At 69.1% G+C, this 13,771-nt stretch carries 14 protein-coding genes; 10 read left to right on the top strand and 4 right to left on the bottom strand.

Going from position 1 to position 13,771, the window contains the following annotated elements; translation table 11 throughout:
• Positions 1-6: 6 nt before the first annotated feature.
• The 6 genes from F0357_RS19765 to F0357_RS19740 all read left to right on the top strand — a co-directional run bounded on the left by F0357_RS19765 (position 7) and on the right by F0357_RS19740 (position 5,224).
• Positions 7-966: an alpha/beta hydrolase gene (locus F0357_RS19765; RefSeq protein ID WP_153488303.1), complete on the top strand. Its 960-nt coding sequence runs from the start codon at positions 7-9 to the stop codon at positions 964-966.
• A gap of 72 nt (positions 967-1,038) precedes the next feature.
• Positions 1,039-2,097: a TolC family protein gene (locus F0357_RS19760; protein ID WP_208948491.1), complete on the top strand. Its 1,059-nt coding sequence runs from the start codon at positions 1,039-1,041 to the stop codon at positions 2,095-2,097.
• Positions 2,094-2,447 carry a TolC family protein gene (locus F0357_RS19755; protein ID WP_312861745.1) on the top strand — a complete coding sequence of 118 codons (354 nt, stop codon included), beginning with the start codon at positions 2,094-2,096 and terminating at the stop codon, positions 2,445-2,447. Before F0357_RS19760 ends, F0357_RS19755 begins: the two co-directional genes overlap by 4 nt.
• On the top strand, positions 2,447-3,580 hold the full coding sequence (locus F0357_RS19750) for an ABC transporter permease (protein WP_153488294.1): 1,134 nt from the start codon (positions 2,447-2,449) through the stop codon (positions 3,578-3,580). Before F0357_RS19755 ends, F0357_RS19750 begins: the two co-directional genes overlap by 1 nt.
• A gap of 46 nt (positions 3,581-3,626) precedes the next feature.
• The gene (locus tag F0357_RS19745) at positions 3,627-4,277 is read left to right on the top strand and encodes an ABC transporter ATP-binding protein (protein ID WP_312861744.1); all 651 of its coding nucleotides are present in this window, start codon (positions 3,627-3,629) and stop codon (positions 4,275-4,277) included.
• A 62-nt stretch (positions 4,278-4,339) separates the two neighbouring features.
• Positions 4,340-5,224: an efflux RND transporter periplasmic adaptor subunit gene (locus F0357_RS19740; RefSeq protein WP_208948490.1), complete on the top strand. Its 885-nt coding sequence runs from the start codon at positions 4,340-4,342 to the stop codon at positions 5,222-5,224.
• A 30-nt stretch (positions 5,225-5,254) separates the two neighbouring features.
• Here F0357_RS19740 and F0357_RS19735 read toward each other — a convergent pair whose 3' ends face one another.
• The 4 genes from F0357_RS19735 to F0357_RS19720 all read right to left on the bottom strand — a co-directional run bounded on the left by F0357_RS19735 (position 5,255) and on the right by F0357_RS19720 (position 9,342).
• Positions 5,255-6,478 carry a flavin-containing monooxygenase gene (locus F0357_RS19735; RefSeq protein ID WP_153488287.1) on the bottom strand — a complete coding sequence of 408 codons (1,224 nt, stop codon included), beginning with the start codon at positions 6,476-6,478 and terminating at the stop codon, positions 5,255-5,257.
• A gap of 147 nt (positions 6,479-6,625) precedes the next feature.
• The gene (locus F0357_RS19730) at positions 6,626-7,453 is read right to left on the bottom strand and encodes an ABC transporter ATP-binding protein (RefSeq protein ID WP_376767848.1); all 828 of its coding nucleotides are present in this window, start codon (positions 7,451-7,453) and stop codon (positions 6,626-6,628) included.
• The gene (locus tag F0357_RS19725) at positions 7,450-8,253 is read right to left on the bottom strand and encodes an ABC transporter permease (protein ID WP_153488283.1); all 804 of its coding nucleotides are present in this window, start codon (positions 8,251-8,253) and stop codon (positions 7,450-7,452) included. The genes F0357_RS19730 and F0357_RS19725 overlap by 4 nt, the downstream gene beginning before the upstream one ends.
• 105 nt (positions 8,254-8,358) lie before the next feature.
• The gene (locus F0357_RS19720) at positions 8,359-9,342 is read right to left on the bottom strand and encodes an ABC transporter substrate-binding protein (protein WP_153488281.1); all 984 of its coding nucleotides are present in this window, start codon (positions 9,340-9,342) and stop codon (positions 8,359-8,361) included.
• 459 nt (positions 9,343-9,801) lie between these two features.
• Between F0357_RS19720 and argE the strand changes: the two genes are divergently transcribed.
• The 4 genes from argE (at position 9,802) to F0357_RS19700 (ending at position 13,683) form a co-directional block, all read left to right on the top strand.
• On the top strand, positions 9,802-10,947 hold the full coding sequence (gene argE, locus F0357_RS19715) for an acetylornithine deacetylase (protein ID WP_153488278.1): 1,146 nt from the start codon (positions 9,802-9,804) through the stop codon (positions 10,945-10,947).
• A gap of 123 nt (positions 10,948-11,070) precedes the next feature.
• Entirely contained in the window at positions 11,071-11,496 is a 426-nt protein-coding gene (locus tag F0357_RS19710) for a RidA family protein (RefSeq protein ID WP_153488275.1), read from the top strand.
• Positions 11,493-12,167: a DUF1028 domain-containing protein gene (locus tag F0357_RS19705; RefSeq protein ID WP_153488272.1), complete on the top strand. Its 675-nt coding sequence runs from the start codon at positions 11,493-11,495 to the stop codon at positions 12,165-12,167. The genes F0357_RS19710 and F0357_RS19705 overlap by 4 nt, the downstream gene beginning before the upstream one ends.
• Before the next feature lie 19 nt (positions 12,168-12,186).
• Positions 12,187-13,683, top strand: coding sequence for an aldehyde dehydrogenase (locus F0357_RS19700; RefSeq protein ID WP_153488270.1), 1,497 nt, complete (start codon positions 12,187-12,189; stop codon positions 13,681-13,683).
• Positions 13,684-13,771: the final 88 nt, after the last annotated feature.

Genomic DNA, 13,771 nt, shown 5'->3' with positions numbered 1-13,771 from the left:
TTCCCTATGCCGAACCTTCCCGCCGCATCGGAACACAACATTCTCTATGAGGGCGGCTCGACCGGCGTGCTGCTGATCCACGGCCTCGGCGGAACCCCCATCGAGCTGAAGCGGGTCGCGCGCGCCGTGCATGCGGAGGGCTACACCGCCGCATGCTGCACGCTCGCGGGTCATTGCGGCAGCGAGAGCGACCTGCTCGCGACCCGGTGGCAGGATTGGTACGCCAGCATCGATGCCGCCTTCCAGCGGCTGTCCGAGCGCTGCGATCGCATCGTCGTCGGCGGGCTCTCGCTCGGCGCGGTGCTGGCGCTCCATCTGGCGGCGCAGCGTCCCAAGCAGGTGCACGGGTTGGCCTTGTACGCCCCGACCCTCTGGTATGACGGCTGGTCGATCCCCTGGTACCGCTTCCTGCTGCGACTGGCGGTCAACACCCCCATCGCCACCCGCTACCGCTTCATGGAGCGCGAGCCCTACGGCATCCGCGACGAGCGCATCCGCGCGCATCTCGTGGCGGCCATGCTCAGCGGCGACAGCAGCGAGGCGGGCCTGTTGTGCACACCGGGACCGGCGCTGCGCGAACTCTTGCGCCTGGTGGCGAAGGTCCGGCCGGAATTGCCGAGCATAGATGCCCCCACCCTGCTGGTGCACGCCCGCAACGACGACATCAGCGACCTGCGCAACAGCACCTATATCGCCAGCCGCCTCGGCGGAATGGTCGATCTGACAGTGCTCGACGACAGCTACCACATCGTCACCCTCGACCGGCAGCGCAACGTCGCCATCGCCCGCACCCTCGATCTTCTCGAGCGGGTCCGCACGCCGCGCGCCCTCGGCGTAATGCAGCGGCAATATCGGGAGAGCATGGCAACGCCCAAACCCGCCGGCGGGATGGTGCCGATGCGGCCGCGCCTCGGTCGAAGCGGGGTCGGGGCGGTCAGGCGCCCGCTCTCAGAGTGCCTGCGGTAAGGGGAACGGGCGTTCATGTGGTCTGTGCCAAAGCGCACGCGGCTCGGTTCGGCGGATTCGGGGGGCGATCACTTGCGATCGCAGCCGTGGTCGGTGGTCCAAGCCGGCCCCGCGCTTCTGGGTGCGGTCCTCCTCCTCGCAGGCTGCGCCTCGTCCGATCTCGGCGGCACCGATCCTCCCTCCCTTCCGTCCGCCTATGCCGAGGCCGATTCCGGGGCGCCCGTCGTCCGGCGTGACCTCACGGGCTGGTGGCACAGCTTCCGCGACCCCACCCTCGACCGCTTGGTGGAGCGGGCGGCGGCGAACAATCTGACCCTCGCCCAGGCGCGGGCTCGGCTTGCCGCCGGCCGCGCCCAGGCTTCCGCGGCGCAATCCCTGTTTCTGCCCACCGTCGGCGCCGGCGGCACCGCCATCGCGGCGACGCCCAAGACCGAGAACGACGACCCGCTGCGTCGGCCTCTGATGGCGGGATACGATATGAGCTGGGACGTGGGCCTGTTCGGCCTGTCGGACAATACCGCCCGTGCCGCCGATGCGGGACAGGCGATGCTCACCGCGGATCTCGAGGCGGTGCGCGTCGCGATGACCGCGGAAGTCGCCAGCGCCTACATCAGCCTGCGCGCAGTGCAGCAGCAGCAGGCCATCGTCGCGGCGCTGATCGCCACCCAGCGCCAGCGCATGGAGGCCACCCGCGTCCTGGTGCAATCCGGCCTTGCGACCCCCGCCGCCGAGGCGGACCTGACCGCGGCGCTGGCCGAGCTGGGGGGCGAACAGGCCGCTCTCGCGGCGCGCGCCAAGGGGCTGCAACAGCAGATCGCCACCCTGCTCGGAACGTCCACTCCCGACGCCGCCTTGAGCCGGAGCGGCGCACAGCCGCAATCGACCCAAGCGCCTCGGACGAGCCGCCCCGCCGACCTCCTGCGGGCCCGGCCGGACGTGCGCGCGGCGGAACAGAAGGTGCTCCAGGCGGCCGCGGAAGTGGGCATCGCCCAGGCGGGCCTCTACCCGCGCCTGCGCCTCCTCGGGAGCATCGGTGTCGGCGCCCCCTTCACCTCCACGGCCTTCGGCGTCGCCGGGGGCCGGCGATCGAAATCCCCCTGCTCGATTATGGCCGCCGGCAGGCGGCCGTGAGTGCCCGGCAAGCACTCTACGACGAAGCGGTCGCCGCTTATCGCGAGAGCGTGCTCCATGCCTATCAAGAGGCGGTCACAGCCCAAGCCAATTGGCGGGCGAGCCGCACGGCCACCGCCGAGCAACGCAGCGCCCTGGAGGCGTCCGAGCGCAAGGTGCGCGAGATGCGCGTGCTGCAACGGGAGGGATTGGCGGATCTCGGCCGCGCGGCGGACGCGGACGCCGCCGTGCTCGAGCGCCGCCGCCGCCTGGTCGCGGCGCGCGAGACCGAGGCGCTGTCGCTCGCGGCGCTCTACATGGCCCTCGGCGGGGCCGCTTCGTCCCCCGCCCCGACCGCAGGGAGGCCCTGATGGCCGTGCCTCTCGCCCGCCGAATCCTCGTCTACGAATGGCGCCGCTTCCTGCCGGCCACCATTTCCGTCGCCTTCTCCGGCATCCTCATGGTCGTCCAAGGCGCGCTGCTGCTCGGCATCGTGAGCGCCAACGCGCTCTACGTCACCCAGTCCGGGGCCGATCTCTGGATCGGCTTTCCCGGCACGCAAAGCGCGGATCTCGGGCGGTCCATCGATCCCGGCATCGCCGCGAACCTCTACATGGATCCGCGCATCGGCCGGGTGGAACCCCTGCTGCTCGGCAACGGCGATTGGCGCGGCGCCCGGGGCGGCGGCACCAGCGTCACGCTGGTGGGCATTTCCCCACGCATCGACGGGCTCGGCCTCATGAACGCGGTGCCGCCGGATTTGCGCGCGCTGCTCCAGGAGCCGGGCGCCGTGCTGGTGGACGAGTCCGACCTCGACAAGCTCGTCACCGACGTCGGCCAGAAAGCCGAGATCAACGGCCATCTGGTCCGGGTGGTCGGCGCCACCCGCAACCTGCGCGCCATGGGCGGCGTCAACGTGGTGGCCTCGCTGAGCACGGTCCGGATGCTCGACCCCACGCTCGCCGCCTCCGACAGCGTGACCTATTACCTCGCCAAGACCGTCGAGCCCCGTTACATCGCCGCCGTGCACGAAGACTTGGCCGCCATCTCGAGGAGCAACCGCTTCGAGGTGTGGACCGCCTCGGACCTCGCGAGCCGGTCGGTGCGCTATTGGCTCCTCGAATCCGGCGCCGGCATCGGCTTCGTCTTCGCCACCATCATCGCCATGCTGGTGGGCACGCTCATCACCAGCCAGACGCTGATGGGAGCCGTGGCCGCCTCCATCACCCAATATGCCACCCTGCGGGCGCTCGGCGTCTCGTCTCCCGCGTTGCGCAGGATCGTCATCGAGCAATCCGGCTGGGTCGCTGCGGCGGGCCTCACGATTGGCCTCGTCTGCAGCCTTCTGACGGCGGTCTTGGCGAAGCTCAACAAGATCCCGTTCGAGCTGCGGGCGAGCATGATGGTGTTCTCCGCCGCGGTTGTGCTGTCCGTGGCTTTGGTGGCCGGCCTGCTCGCTCTGCGCCGGCTGCGCCACGCCGACCCCGCCGCTCTGCTGCGCTGAACCATGGACGCGAACCTGAGCGCGCGCGCTGGCCAAATCCTACACGGTGCAGAACATCCGCACGGATGCCCTGCGCGACGTCTCGCTCGACCTGTGGTCGGGTGAGCTCTCGCTCATCATCGGGCCGTCCGGGTGCGGCAAGAGCACCCTGCTCTCGCTCATGAGCGGACTGACCCGCCCCGACAGCGGCAGCGTGCATGCCCTTGGCGTGGAATTGAGCGGCCTCAGCGATGCCGAGCGCGATGCGTTCCGCCTGGAACATTGCGGCTTCGTCTTCCAGGGGTTCAATCTGTTCCCCGCCCTCACCGCCCTGGAGCAGGTGCAGATCGCCCTCGATTATCTGAAGGTGCCGCAGGATCAGGCGATCCAATATGCCGGCGAAGCCTTGGAAATGGTGGGCCTGTGGCGGCGCCGGCACCTGCGGCCGGCGGAACTCTCCGGCGGCGAGAAGCAGCGCGTTGCCATTGCCCGCGCCGTCGTCAAGCGGCCGGCCCTGTTGTTCGCCGACGAGCCCACCAGCGCCCTCGACAGCACCAACGGCGCGACTGTCACGGCGCTGTTGCGGCGGATCGCCCACGCCACCGGCGCCGTGGTGGCCTGCGTGTCCCATGATCCGCGCCTGATCGCCCGCGCCGATCGCGTTCTGGAGATGGAGGACGGCCGGCTCTTGCGCGACCGTCGCCCGTCTCCTTCCTGACCCATGGACCTCACATGACGCGCACACGGAACGTGATTGCTGCCGGATCGCTGGGCCTGCTTTTGCTCGTCGGCCTCGGAACTGGCCTGGCGGCTCTCCTCTCGCCCGCCGCCAGCGAACCGGACCCGGCCGCCGTGCTGGCCCAGTCGCAGGTCATCGCCGCGGCCCGCGGACGGGTGGAGGTGGAAGGCGGGCTGTCCCGCATCCTCGCCGCCCATGACAGGATCGTTCGCGAGGTCCGGGTCGCGGAGGGACAGCAGGTCAAGGACGGAGAGGTGCTCGCGGTCCTCGACGAGCGCGCCGCAGACATCGCGGTGCAAGCCGCCGCGGCGGAGCAGAGCGAAGCCCAGGCGCGGCTCCAGGCGGCGCAAGCCAAGCACGACGGCCTCGCGCGCCAGGTGGACCGGCTGCGCCGCGCCGCCAAGGCGCAGGCCGTCACGCCTCAAGCGCTCGACGACGCCGAGGCGGGGCTCGCCGGCGCGACGGCCGACGTTCGCCTCGCCAAAGCGGGTGCCGCGGTTGCCGCAGCCAAGCTCGCGAGCGCCCGGCTCGAACTCGACCAGCGCCAGATTCGCGCCGCTTTGGACGGCGAGGTGGTGCGTCGGACGGTGAAGCCCGGAGACACGATTTCCGCCGCGGCCATGACGGAACTGTTCGTGATCATGCCGAACGCACCGCTGGTGGTGCGGGCAGAGATCCAGGAGCAGTTCGTGCGCCAGATCAAGCCCGGGCTCGAAGCCGACATCGTGTCGGAGAGCGACGAGCACGTGACGACGGTCGGCCGCGTGCTCCGCATGGGGCAATTCCTCGACACGCGCCGCTCCAGCGAGAGCGTGGCCGACCGGGTCGACGTGCGCGTCGCCGATTGCATCGTCTCCCTGAAGGCCGACGGCGCCTTTCTCGTGGGGCAGCGCGTCTATGTCAGGTTCAAGCGTCCGCTCCCGTGACGCGGACGGACGGACCGCTCGCGCCCGGCATCACCCTTTCGAACCGATGTGCTCGGCGAGATAGGCGGCGTCGTGCCAGACGCCCCAGATGAAGGGCGAGGCGCGCCGGGACAGCCAGGCGAGGCCGAGGAAATAGAGCCCCGGCACGTCGGCCACCCCGCATTGATGGCGCGGATTGCCCTGGTCATCGAAGGCCGGAACCTCAAGCCAACCGAAATCGAGCTGGTAGCCCGTCGCCCACACGACCGTGCTCACGCCGGCGCGCGCCAGATCGAGGGAGAGGAGCGGATCCGCCATGCACGGCGGATCGGGGAGGATCACCCGGGCCTCCGGCTCCTCCGGGAAATCGAGCCCATTCCGCGCAATGTAGGCGTCAGCCTCGTCGAGCACGGAGAGATAATCCGCATCGCCGTGGGCGATGTTCCGGGCGAGATCCGGGGCGAAGCTGATGACCCCGTCGGCGTAGCGTTCGGCCTTCCCGAGCAGGATCATGCCGCCCGCGGCGAGCGCACGGAAATCGACGGTGTGTCCGCCGCGCGCACCGCTCACCGCGATGGTGACGTGCTCCATCGCCGGCTCGACGGCCTTCATGTCCCATTTGCCGAGCGCACCGAGCCACCACACGAAATCGCGCCCGCGATAGCGCCGCGGCGGCCGGTTGTGCGGACCGACGGCGAGATAGACCTGCCGACCGGAGCGCATCAATTCGTCGGCGATCTGCACGCCCGACGAGCCGGCGCCGATCACCAGCACGGCGCCGGCCGGCAACTGGGCCGGGTTGCGGTAATGCGCCGAATGGAGCTGGAGCACGCCGGCTTCATCCGGGATCAGGCGCGGAATGATCGGCTTCTGGAACGGACCGGTCGCCGCCACGACGTTCTCGGCCTCGAAGGCTCCGGCACTCGTCTCGACATCGAAACCGCCGCCGGCCTTCGCCTTCACGGAAAGGACGTCGACCCCGGTGCGGATCGGCGCCGCGATCGCCGTGGCGAAGGTCTCGAAATAATCCACGATCCGGCCCGCCGAGGCGAAGCCGTCGGGATCGACATCGGCGAACTCGAGCGTCGGAAAGCGGTCGTGCCACGCCGGTCCGTTGGCGACGAGCGAATCCCAGCGCTCCGAACGCCACCGCTCGGCGATCCGGTTGCGCTCGAGGATGAGATGGGGTTCACCACGTTTGCCCAGGTGTTCGCTGAGGGCCAGCCCCGCCTGGCCGGCGCCGACGATCAGCGTCTTGATCTTTTCCGCGGTCATCTCGCCCCCTTGAAAGCTCTCTATCCTGCGCGACACGACGCGACGATCGGCGACGACCCGACGTTATTCGCGAGCGATAGTTCGGGAAATTTTCATTTTCCGCGGCGACTGCTTAGGCTTTTCCTAGGCAGCGACGACGCGATATCTTCAATGCGTCTCGTCGATCTCGTCGTGGAGGAGACCGAGGATCCGCTTCTTCAGGGCGATGAACTCCGGCTCGAGAACGAGCGAGATCGATCGCGGCCGGGCGAACGGCACCGGCACCTCGGCCTTGATCTTGCCGGGGCGCGCCGTCATCACCACCACGCGGTCGCCGAGCAGGATCGCCTCGTCGATGTCGTGGGTGACGAACAGGACGGTCTTCTGGGTGTGCTCCCAGACCCGGAGCAGCAGCTTCTGCATCACCGTGCGGGTCTGGCTGTCGAGGGCGCCGAAGGGTTCGTCCATCAGGAGCGCGCTCGGATCGTTGGCGAGTGCGCGGGCGATGGCGACACGCTGCTTCATGCCGCCCGACAGCGCCGCCGGATAGCTGTCGGCGAAGGCGGTGAGGCCGACCTCCTCCAGGAAGTGGTCGGCGATGGCGCGGTATTCGGCCTTGGGCAGCCCCTTGCGGCGGGGGCCGAACTCGACGTTGCTCCGCACGGTAAGCCACGGAAACAGCGTGTAGCCCTGGAACACCATGCCGCGATCGGACCCCGGCTCGTGAACCGGGCGGCCATCGACCCGGATGGTGCCCGAGGTCACGTCGGTCAGGCCCGCAACGAGATAGAGCAGGCTCGACTTGCCGCAGCCGGAGGGGCCGACGATGACGCAGAATTCGTTGTTGGCGACCTCGAGCGAGACGTTGTCGATCGCGAGCGTCGGCGTCTTGCCGCCATATTGCAGCGACACGTCGGCGATCTGAAGCCGGGCCGGCGGGCGAGCGGCCGTCGGCTGAAGGCTCCCGGCGTCCGCCGGTCGGAGGGCGGCGTTCAGGTCGACCATGGGGCCAATCCCTTGCGAAGCGCGCGGAAGATGAGATCGGAGGCGAGCCCGAGCAGGCCGATGCACGCGACCGCGAGGAAGATCACATCGACCTGGAAGCCGCGCATGGCCTTGATGGTGATGTAGCCGAGGCCCGAGGAGGCGGCGACCATCTCGGCCACGACGACATAGGACCAGGCCCAGCCGAGCGTGACCCTGAGTGTGTCGAGGATGACCGGCAGCGCCGAGGGGAAGATGATGTGCCAGACGACTTCGCGGCGCTTGGTGCCGAGCGTGTAGGAGGCGTTGACGAGATCGCGCGGGACCATCCGCGCGGAATCCGCGATCATCACGATCTGCTGGAAGAAGGTGCCGAGGAAGATCACCATCACCCGCTGCTCGATGCCGATGCCGATCCACAGGATGAGCAGCGGCACGAACGAGGTGACCGGCAGGTAGCGGATGAAGTTCACGAGCGGTTCCAGCATCACCTGGACCGGGGCGTAGCTGCCCATGACGAGCCCGACCGGCACGGCGAGCACCGACGAGATCACGAAGCCGAGCAGAACCACCTGGAGGCTCGCGCCGATATGGCGGAACAGGGTGCCGTCCGCGGCGAGCCGCACCGCCGCGCTCGCCACCGCCTGGGGCGACGGCAGGAACATCGAGGAGACCACCCCGCCGGAGGTGATCGCCAGCCAGGCGCCCATCACGATCACCCAGACCGCGACGCCGGCGGTGATCACGGTCGCCGGCGAGACGGCACGGAACGGCGTCGTCAGTCGGATCCAACGCGCACGCGGCTCACTCATGGAATTCATCCCATCTTCATGAGATCCGCGGGTAGCGCCGGAGGCGCCCTCCGCCGCGGCGGCACGCCGCGCGCGGAGGGACCGGGAGATCGCCGCGCCGGACACTCAGGGCGCGCCGATGAAGGACGCATCGACCAGGTCCTTGTATTCGACCGGGGATTTCATCGCGCCCTTGGCGATCCACACCTTGTTCGCGAGAGCGATGAGGTCGAACAATTGACCGGAGGTCGGCGTGCCGAAGAATTCCTTGTTGCGCGCCTTGTCGTAGAAGTTCACGCCCTTCGCCGCGTCGGCGAAATCCTTCGGATCGGCGAGATAACCGCCGACACCCTTGGCCATGATGGCGTACGCCTTGTCGGGATTGGCGACGAGATAGTCGATCGCCTTGTAATAGGCGCCGACGAAGGCCTTCACCTCGTCGGGATGCTTCTCGATGAAGGAACAGGTGAGCGAGACGGTGTCGACGATGGCGCCCGGCGTGGTGCTGGAATCGACCAGGACCTGGCCCTTGCCGGATTTGCGCACCTCGGTCAGGTGCGGCTCCCAGGTCACCGCGACGGGAACGCGCCCGCCGATGAAGGCCGCGGCCGCATCGTCGGCCGTCATGTTGACGATGTTGACGTCCTCGGCCTTCATTCCGTTCTTGGTCAAGAGCAGGTTGAACCAGAATTCGGAAACCGAGCCCTCGTTGAGGGCGACGTCCTTGCCCTTGATGTCGGCGAAGGTCTTGGTGTCGCTCGTCGCGAGCACGCCGTCGCCGCCGTGGCTGTCGTCGAGGGCGACGACGGACTTGAAGCAGAAGTCCGGCCGGCGCCACTTCATGATCTCGTCGACGGTCGAGGCCATGCCGTCGAGTTCACCGGAGGCGATCGCGGCCATGTAGATCGAGCTCTCCTCGATCGTCTTCAGCTCGACGTCGAGCCCCGCATCCTTGAAGTAGCCGAGATCGCGGGCGAGGAAGAGCGGGCCGTAGCCCACCCACGTCGTCATGCCCAGCCGGATCGTGCCGGCCTGCGCGGAGAGTGAGGTCGCAAGAAGCGCCGCGACGCCCGTCACGATCGATACAAGACGCGAAGACCTTGCCGGCATGGAAGATGTCCCTGTTCTGGAATGGCAACGATCCGCATGATCTTGAGATTGTTTTCGGACCGGCCTGGCGAAACGCCGCGGAATGCGCGACGCTCCGCCTCGGTGCAGGGGAAGTGTTACGGATCGGGGGAATTCGCTCAAAATAGTCTTTTCATGCCTCGCTGCTTCGGAAAGTCCGAACCCAATCGCTCCATAGACCCGATTCAGCCGATCTTCTGGGCACAGGTGGAAAGCCCGTGTCACGACCGCGCTTGAAAACGACGCGTCGGCAAGGGGATAGGGAGTGTGGCGGCTACGGCTGAAAAGCCGGCACCCTGCCGGATGCGGAGGCACCCGCAGCGCGCGCGGCGCCCTCCGGCCCTGCCCCGCACGTGCCGATGCCGCGCCTCGGAATAATCGAATGGCATTGCCCCCTGTCCGGCCTTACCCGCGCCCCATGACCGGCCTTCGGAGACCGTGATGAGCCTCCACCTCGACTTTCTCGACCGCCTGATCGCCTTTCCGACCGTCAGCGACCGACCGAACCGTGCGCTGATCGCGTGGGCGCAGGAGATCCTGAGCAGCGCCGGCGCGCGGGTGGAGCTTTTTCCGGACGAGACCGGTACGAAGGCCTCACTCCTCGCCACCATCGGCGACGGCGCGGCGGGCGGGCTCCTTCTGTCCGGCCACAGCGACGTGGTGCCGGTCGAAGGGCAAGCCTGGACCACCGATCCGTTCGAGGCGTCCGAGCGGGACGGCCGCGTCTATGGCCGCGGCAGCGCCGACATGAAGGGCTTCCTCGCCTGCGCGCTCGAGGCGATGGTGAAGGCGGCGGCCCGTCCCCCGGCCCGTCCGCTCGGCCTCGCGATCTCCTATGACGAGGAGATCGGCTGCGTCGGCGTCCGGCCGATGCTCCGCGCGCTCGCCGGGCGCAGCGTTCGGCCGGACCTCGTCCTCGTCGGCGAGCCGACCGGCATGACGCTCGCCACCGGGCACAAGGGCAAGGTGGCGGCGCGGCTGCGCTGCACCGGAGTGGCCGCCCATTCGGCGTTGGCGCCGACCGGCCTCAACGCCATCCACCTCGCCGCGGATTTCCTGTCGGACCTGCGCGCCGAGCAGGCCCGCCTCGCCGAAGCGGGCGCCCGCGACCCGGCCCATTCCATTCCCTACACGACGGTCCATGCCGGCGTGATCGCGGGCGGCACCGCGCTCAACATCGTGCCGGCCCAGAGCACGCTCGATTTCGAGATCCGCAATGTCGCGGCCGAACCGATCGACCCCATCCTCGATCGGCTGTTCGCCACCGCCGCGCGGCTCCAGGCGGCCGAGACCGAGCGCTTCCCCGAGGCCCGCGTCGCGGTCGAGGTCGTCAACGCCTATCCGGGCCTCGGCATCGATCCCGATCACCCCGCGCTGGCGCGGCTGAAGGCGCTCATCGGTCCCGCCGCACACAAGGTCGATTACGGCACCGAAGGCGGCCTCTTCCACGAGGCGCTCGGCGTACCGGTCGCCGTGTGCGGCCCGGGCTTCATGGAGCAGGGCCACAAGGCCGACGAGTTCGTGTCGCTCGACCAGCTCGAACGCTGCCGCAGCGTGCTCGGCGGCCTGATCGACGCGCTTGATTAGGAAAAGCCGAAGCAACGGCTCGCAAAGCTCTTCTTCCGCCGAATTCCCCCGGCTGACACTCTGGGATGAGCGGTCCGCCTGTCCTCAGCGCCGGCCGTCCCGCCCGGTCCGGAGTTCGTGCCCATGCCCGTCCACAAGCGCATCCGCTGCTTCAACACCCGCGATACCTATCCCGAGCAGAAGCTCGACAACGATCTCTGCCAGACCGTCGTCGCGCGCGGCCAGATGGTCTTCGTCCGCGGGCAGATCGGCCAGAATCTCGACACCTCGGAGAACGTCGCGATCGGCGACGCCGCGGGACAGGCCGAACAGGCGATGGCCAATATCAAGATGCTCCTGGACGAGGCCGGCAGCCGCCTCGAACACATCACCAAGATCACCATCTACCTCGTCGATCCGCGCTACCGCGAGGCGGTTTACCGGGTGGTCGGACACTGGCTGAAGGGGGTCTTCCCGGTCTCGACCGGCATCGTCGTCTCGGCGCTCGCCCGGCCGGAATGGCTCGTCGAAATCGACGTCATCGCCGTCATTCCGGACGATGCGGCATGACCTTCTCCATCGCGGCGCGCTGTGAGCGCACCGGCCGCTTCGGCATCGCCATCGCCTCGTCATCGCCCGCCGTCGCGGCGCGCTGTGCCCACGCCCGGGCCGGCGTCGGCGTGGTCGCGAGCCAGAACGTCACCGATCCCGCCCTGGGCCAGCGCGGGCTCGATCTCCTCGCCGAGGGCCTCGACGCCGCGGCCGTCCTCGAACGGCTTGTCGCCTCGACGCCCTATTCCGCATGGCGCCAGCTCGCGATCGTCGACGGGTCCGGCCGCACGGCCGCCTTTTCGGGCGCCCGGGCGCTCGGGCTCCACGCGACCGCCGAGGGACGGAACGCCGTCGCGGCCGGCAACCTGCTCGCGGCCAAGACGGTGCCCGCAACGATGGTGCGCGCCTTCGAGGCCGCCGACGGGCTGCTGGCGGAGCGGCTTCTCCAAGCCATGGCGGCGGCCGTCGAAGCCGGCGGCGAGGCCGGGCCGATCCATTCGGCGGGCCTCCTCGTGGTCGACAAGGTCAGTTGGCCGGTCGTCGACCTCCGCGTCGATTGGCACGAGGGCGATCCCGTCGGCGCACTCGCCGCGCTCTACGCCCTCTTCGCTCCGCAGGCCGACGCCTACGTCACCCGCGCTCTGAACCCCGAGACGGCGCCGAGCTTCGGCGTCGCCGGCGACCCCTGATCCCCGCGAGGCGCCTCCCATGAACGTCCAGACTTTCGATTGGGCCGGCACGGCCGGCACGCTTCGCATCGACGGCCGCGCGCTGATCGACGGCCACCGGGTGGACGCGCTGTCCGGCGCCGTGTTCGAGAGCGTCAACCCGGCGACCGAGGCAGTCATCACCGAGGTCGCCTCCTGCAACGCGGCCGATATCGACCGCGCCGCGTCGAGCGCCCGCACCGCGTTCGAGGACGACCGCTGGGCCGGCCGCTCTCCGTCGGAGCGCAAGGCGGTGCTCCTGAAGCTCGCGGACCTGATCCGCGCCCACACGGTGGAACTCGCCCTGCTCGACAGCCTCGACATGGGCAAACCCGCCCACGAGGCCGCGAGCATCGACGTGCCCGGCGCGGCGTCGATCCTGCAATGGCACGCCGAGGCGATCGACAAGCTCTATGACGAGGTGGCCCCGACCGGGCGCGGCGATCTGGCCCTGATCCGGCGCGAGCCGCTCGGCGTCGTCGGCGCCGTCGTGCCGTGGAATTTCCCGCTCGACATGGCGATCTGGAAGTGTGCCCCGGCGCTGGCGCTCGGCAATTCGGTGGTGCTGAAGCCCGCCGAGCAATCGCCACTGTCGGCGCTGCGGCTCGGCGAACTCGCGCTGGAGGCGGGCGTGCCGGAGGGCGTCCTCAACGTGGTGCCCGGCTTCGGCGTCACCGCCGGTCAGGCGCTCGGCCTCCACAACGAGGTCGATTGCATCGCCTTCACCGGCTCGACCGAGGTCGGCAAGCTCTTTCTCGGCTACTCGGCCCAATCGAACATGAAAGAGGTCTGGCTGGAGTGCGGTGGCAAGAGCGCCAATGTCGTCTTCGCCGACACCGAGGATCTCGATGCAGCGGCGGACATGGCGGCGTTCGGCATCTTCTTCAACCAAGGCGAGGTGTGCTCGGCGAATTCCCGCCTCCTCGTCGAGAAGCGGATCGCCGAGACCTTCCTCGACAAGCTCGCCGCACGCGCGGCCGCCTATCAGCCCGGCAACCCGCTCGACAACGCCACCCGGATGGGCGCGATCGTGGACGGCACCCAGGCCCGGCGCGTGATGGATTATGTGAAGGGGGCGATGGGATCGGCCCGCCTCGTCACCGGCGGCTCGCCGGTCAAGATCGACGGCCGTGGCCATTTCGTGCAGCCGACCATCTTCGCGGACGTGAGCCCGGCCGACCGGCTGTTCCGCGAGGAGGTGTTCGGCCCGGTGCTCGCGGTGACCACCTTCGAGACCGAGGAGGAGGCGATCCGTCTCGCCAACGATTCCCTCTACGGCCTCGCCGCGTCGGTGTGGACCTCCGACCTCAAGCGCGCCCACCGGGTGGCCGGGCGGATCAAGGCCGGCACGGTCTCCGTCAACACCGTCGACGCCCTGTCGCCGATGACACCGTTCGGCGGCTTCCGCCAGTCCGGCATCGGCCGCGATCTCTCGCTCCACGCCTTCGACAAATACAGTGGCCTCAAGACCGTCTGGTACAAGATGGGGCTCGCGTGACCGTTACGGACCCCGTTGGCCGGCCGGCCGAGATCGGCCATCATCCCCGCGAGGGAACGGCGGAGGTCCGCTCGTTCCAGGCGTCGCC

It is taken from the genome of Segnochrobactrum spirostomi, from assembly GCF_009600605.1.
GTDB lineage: Bacteria > Pseudomonadota > Alphaproteobacteria > Rhizobiales > Segnochrobactraceae > Segnochrobactrum > Segnochrobactrum spirostomi.
This window is presented reverse-complemented; position numbering and strand designations above follow the sequence as displayed.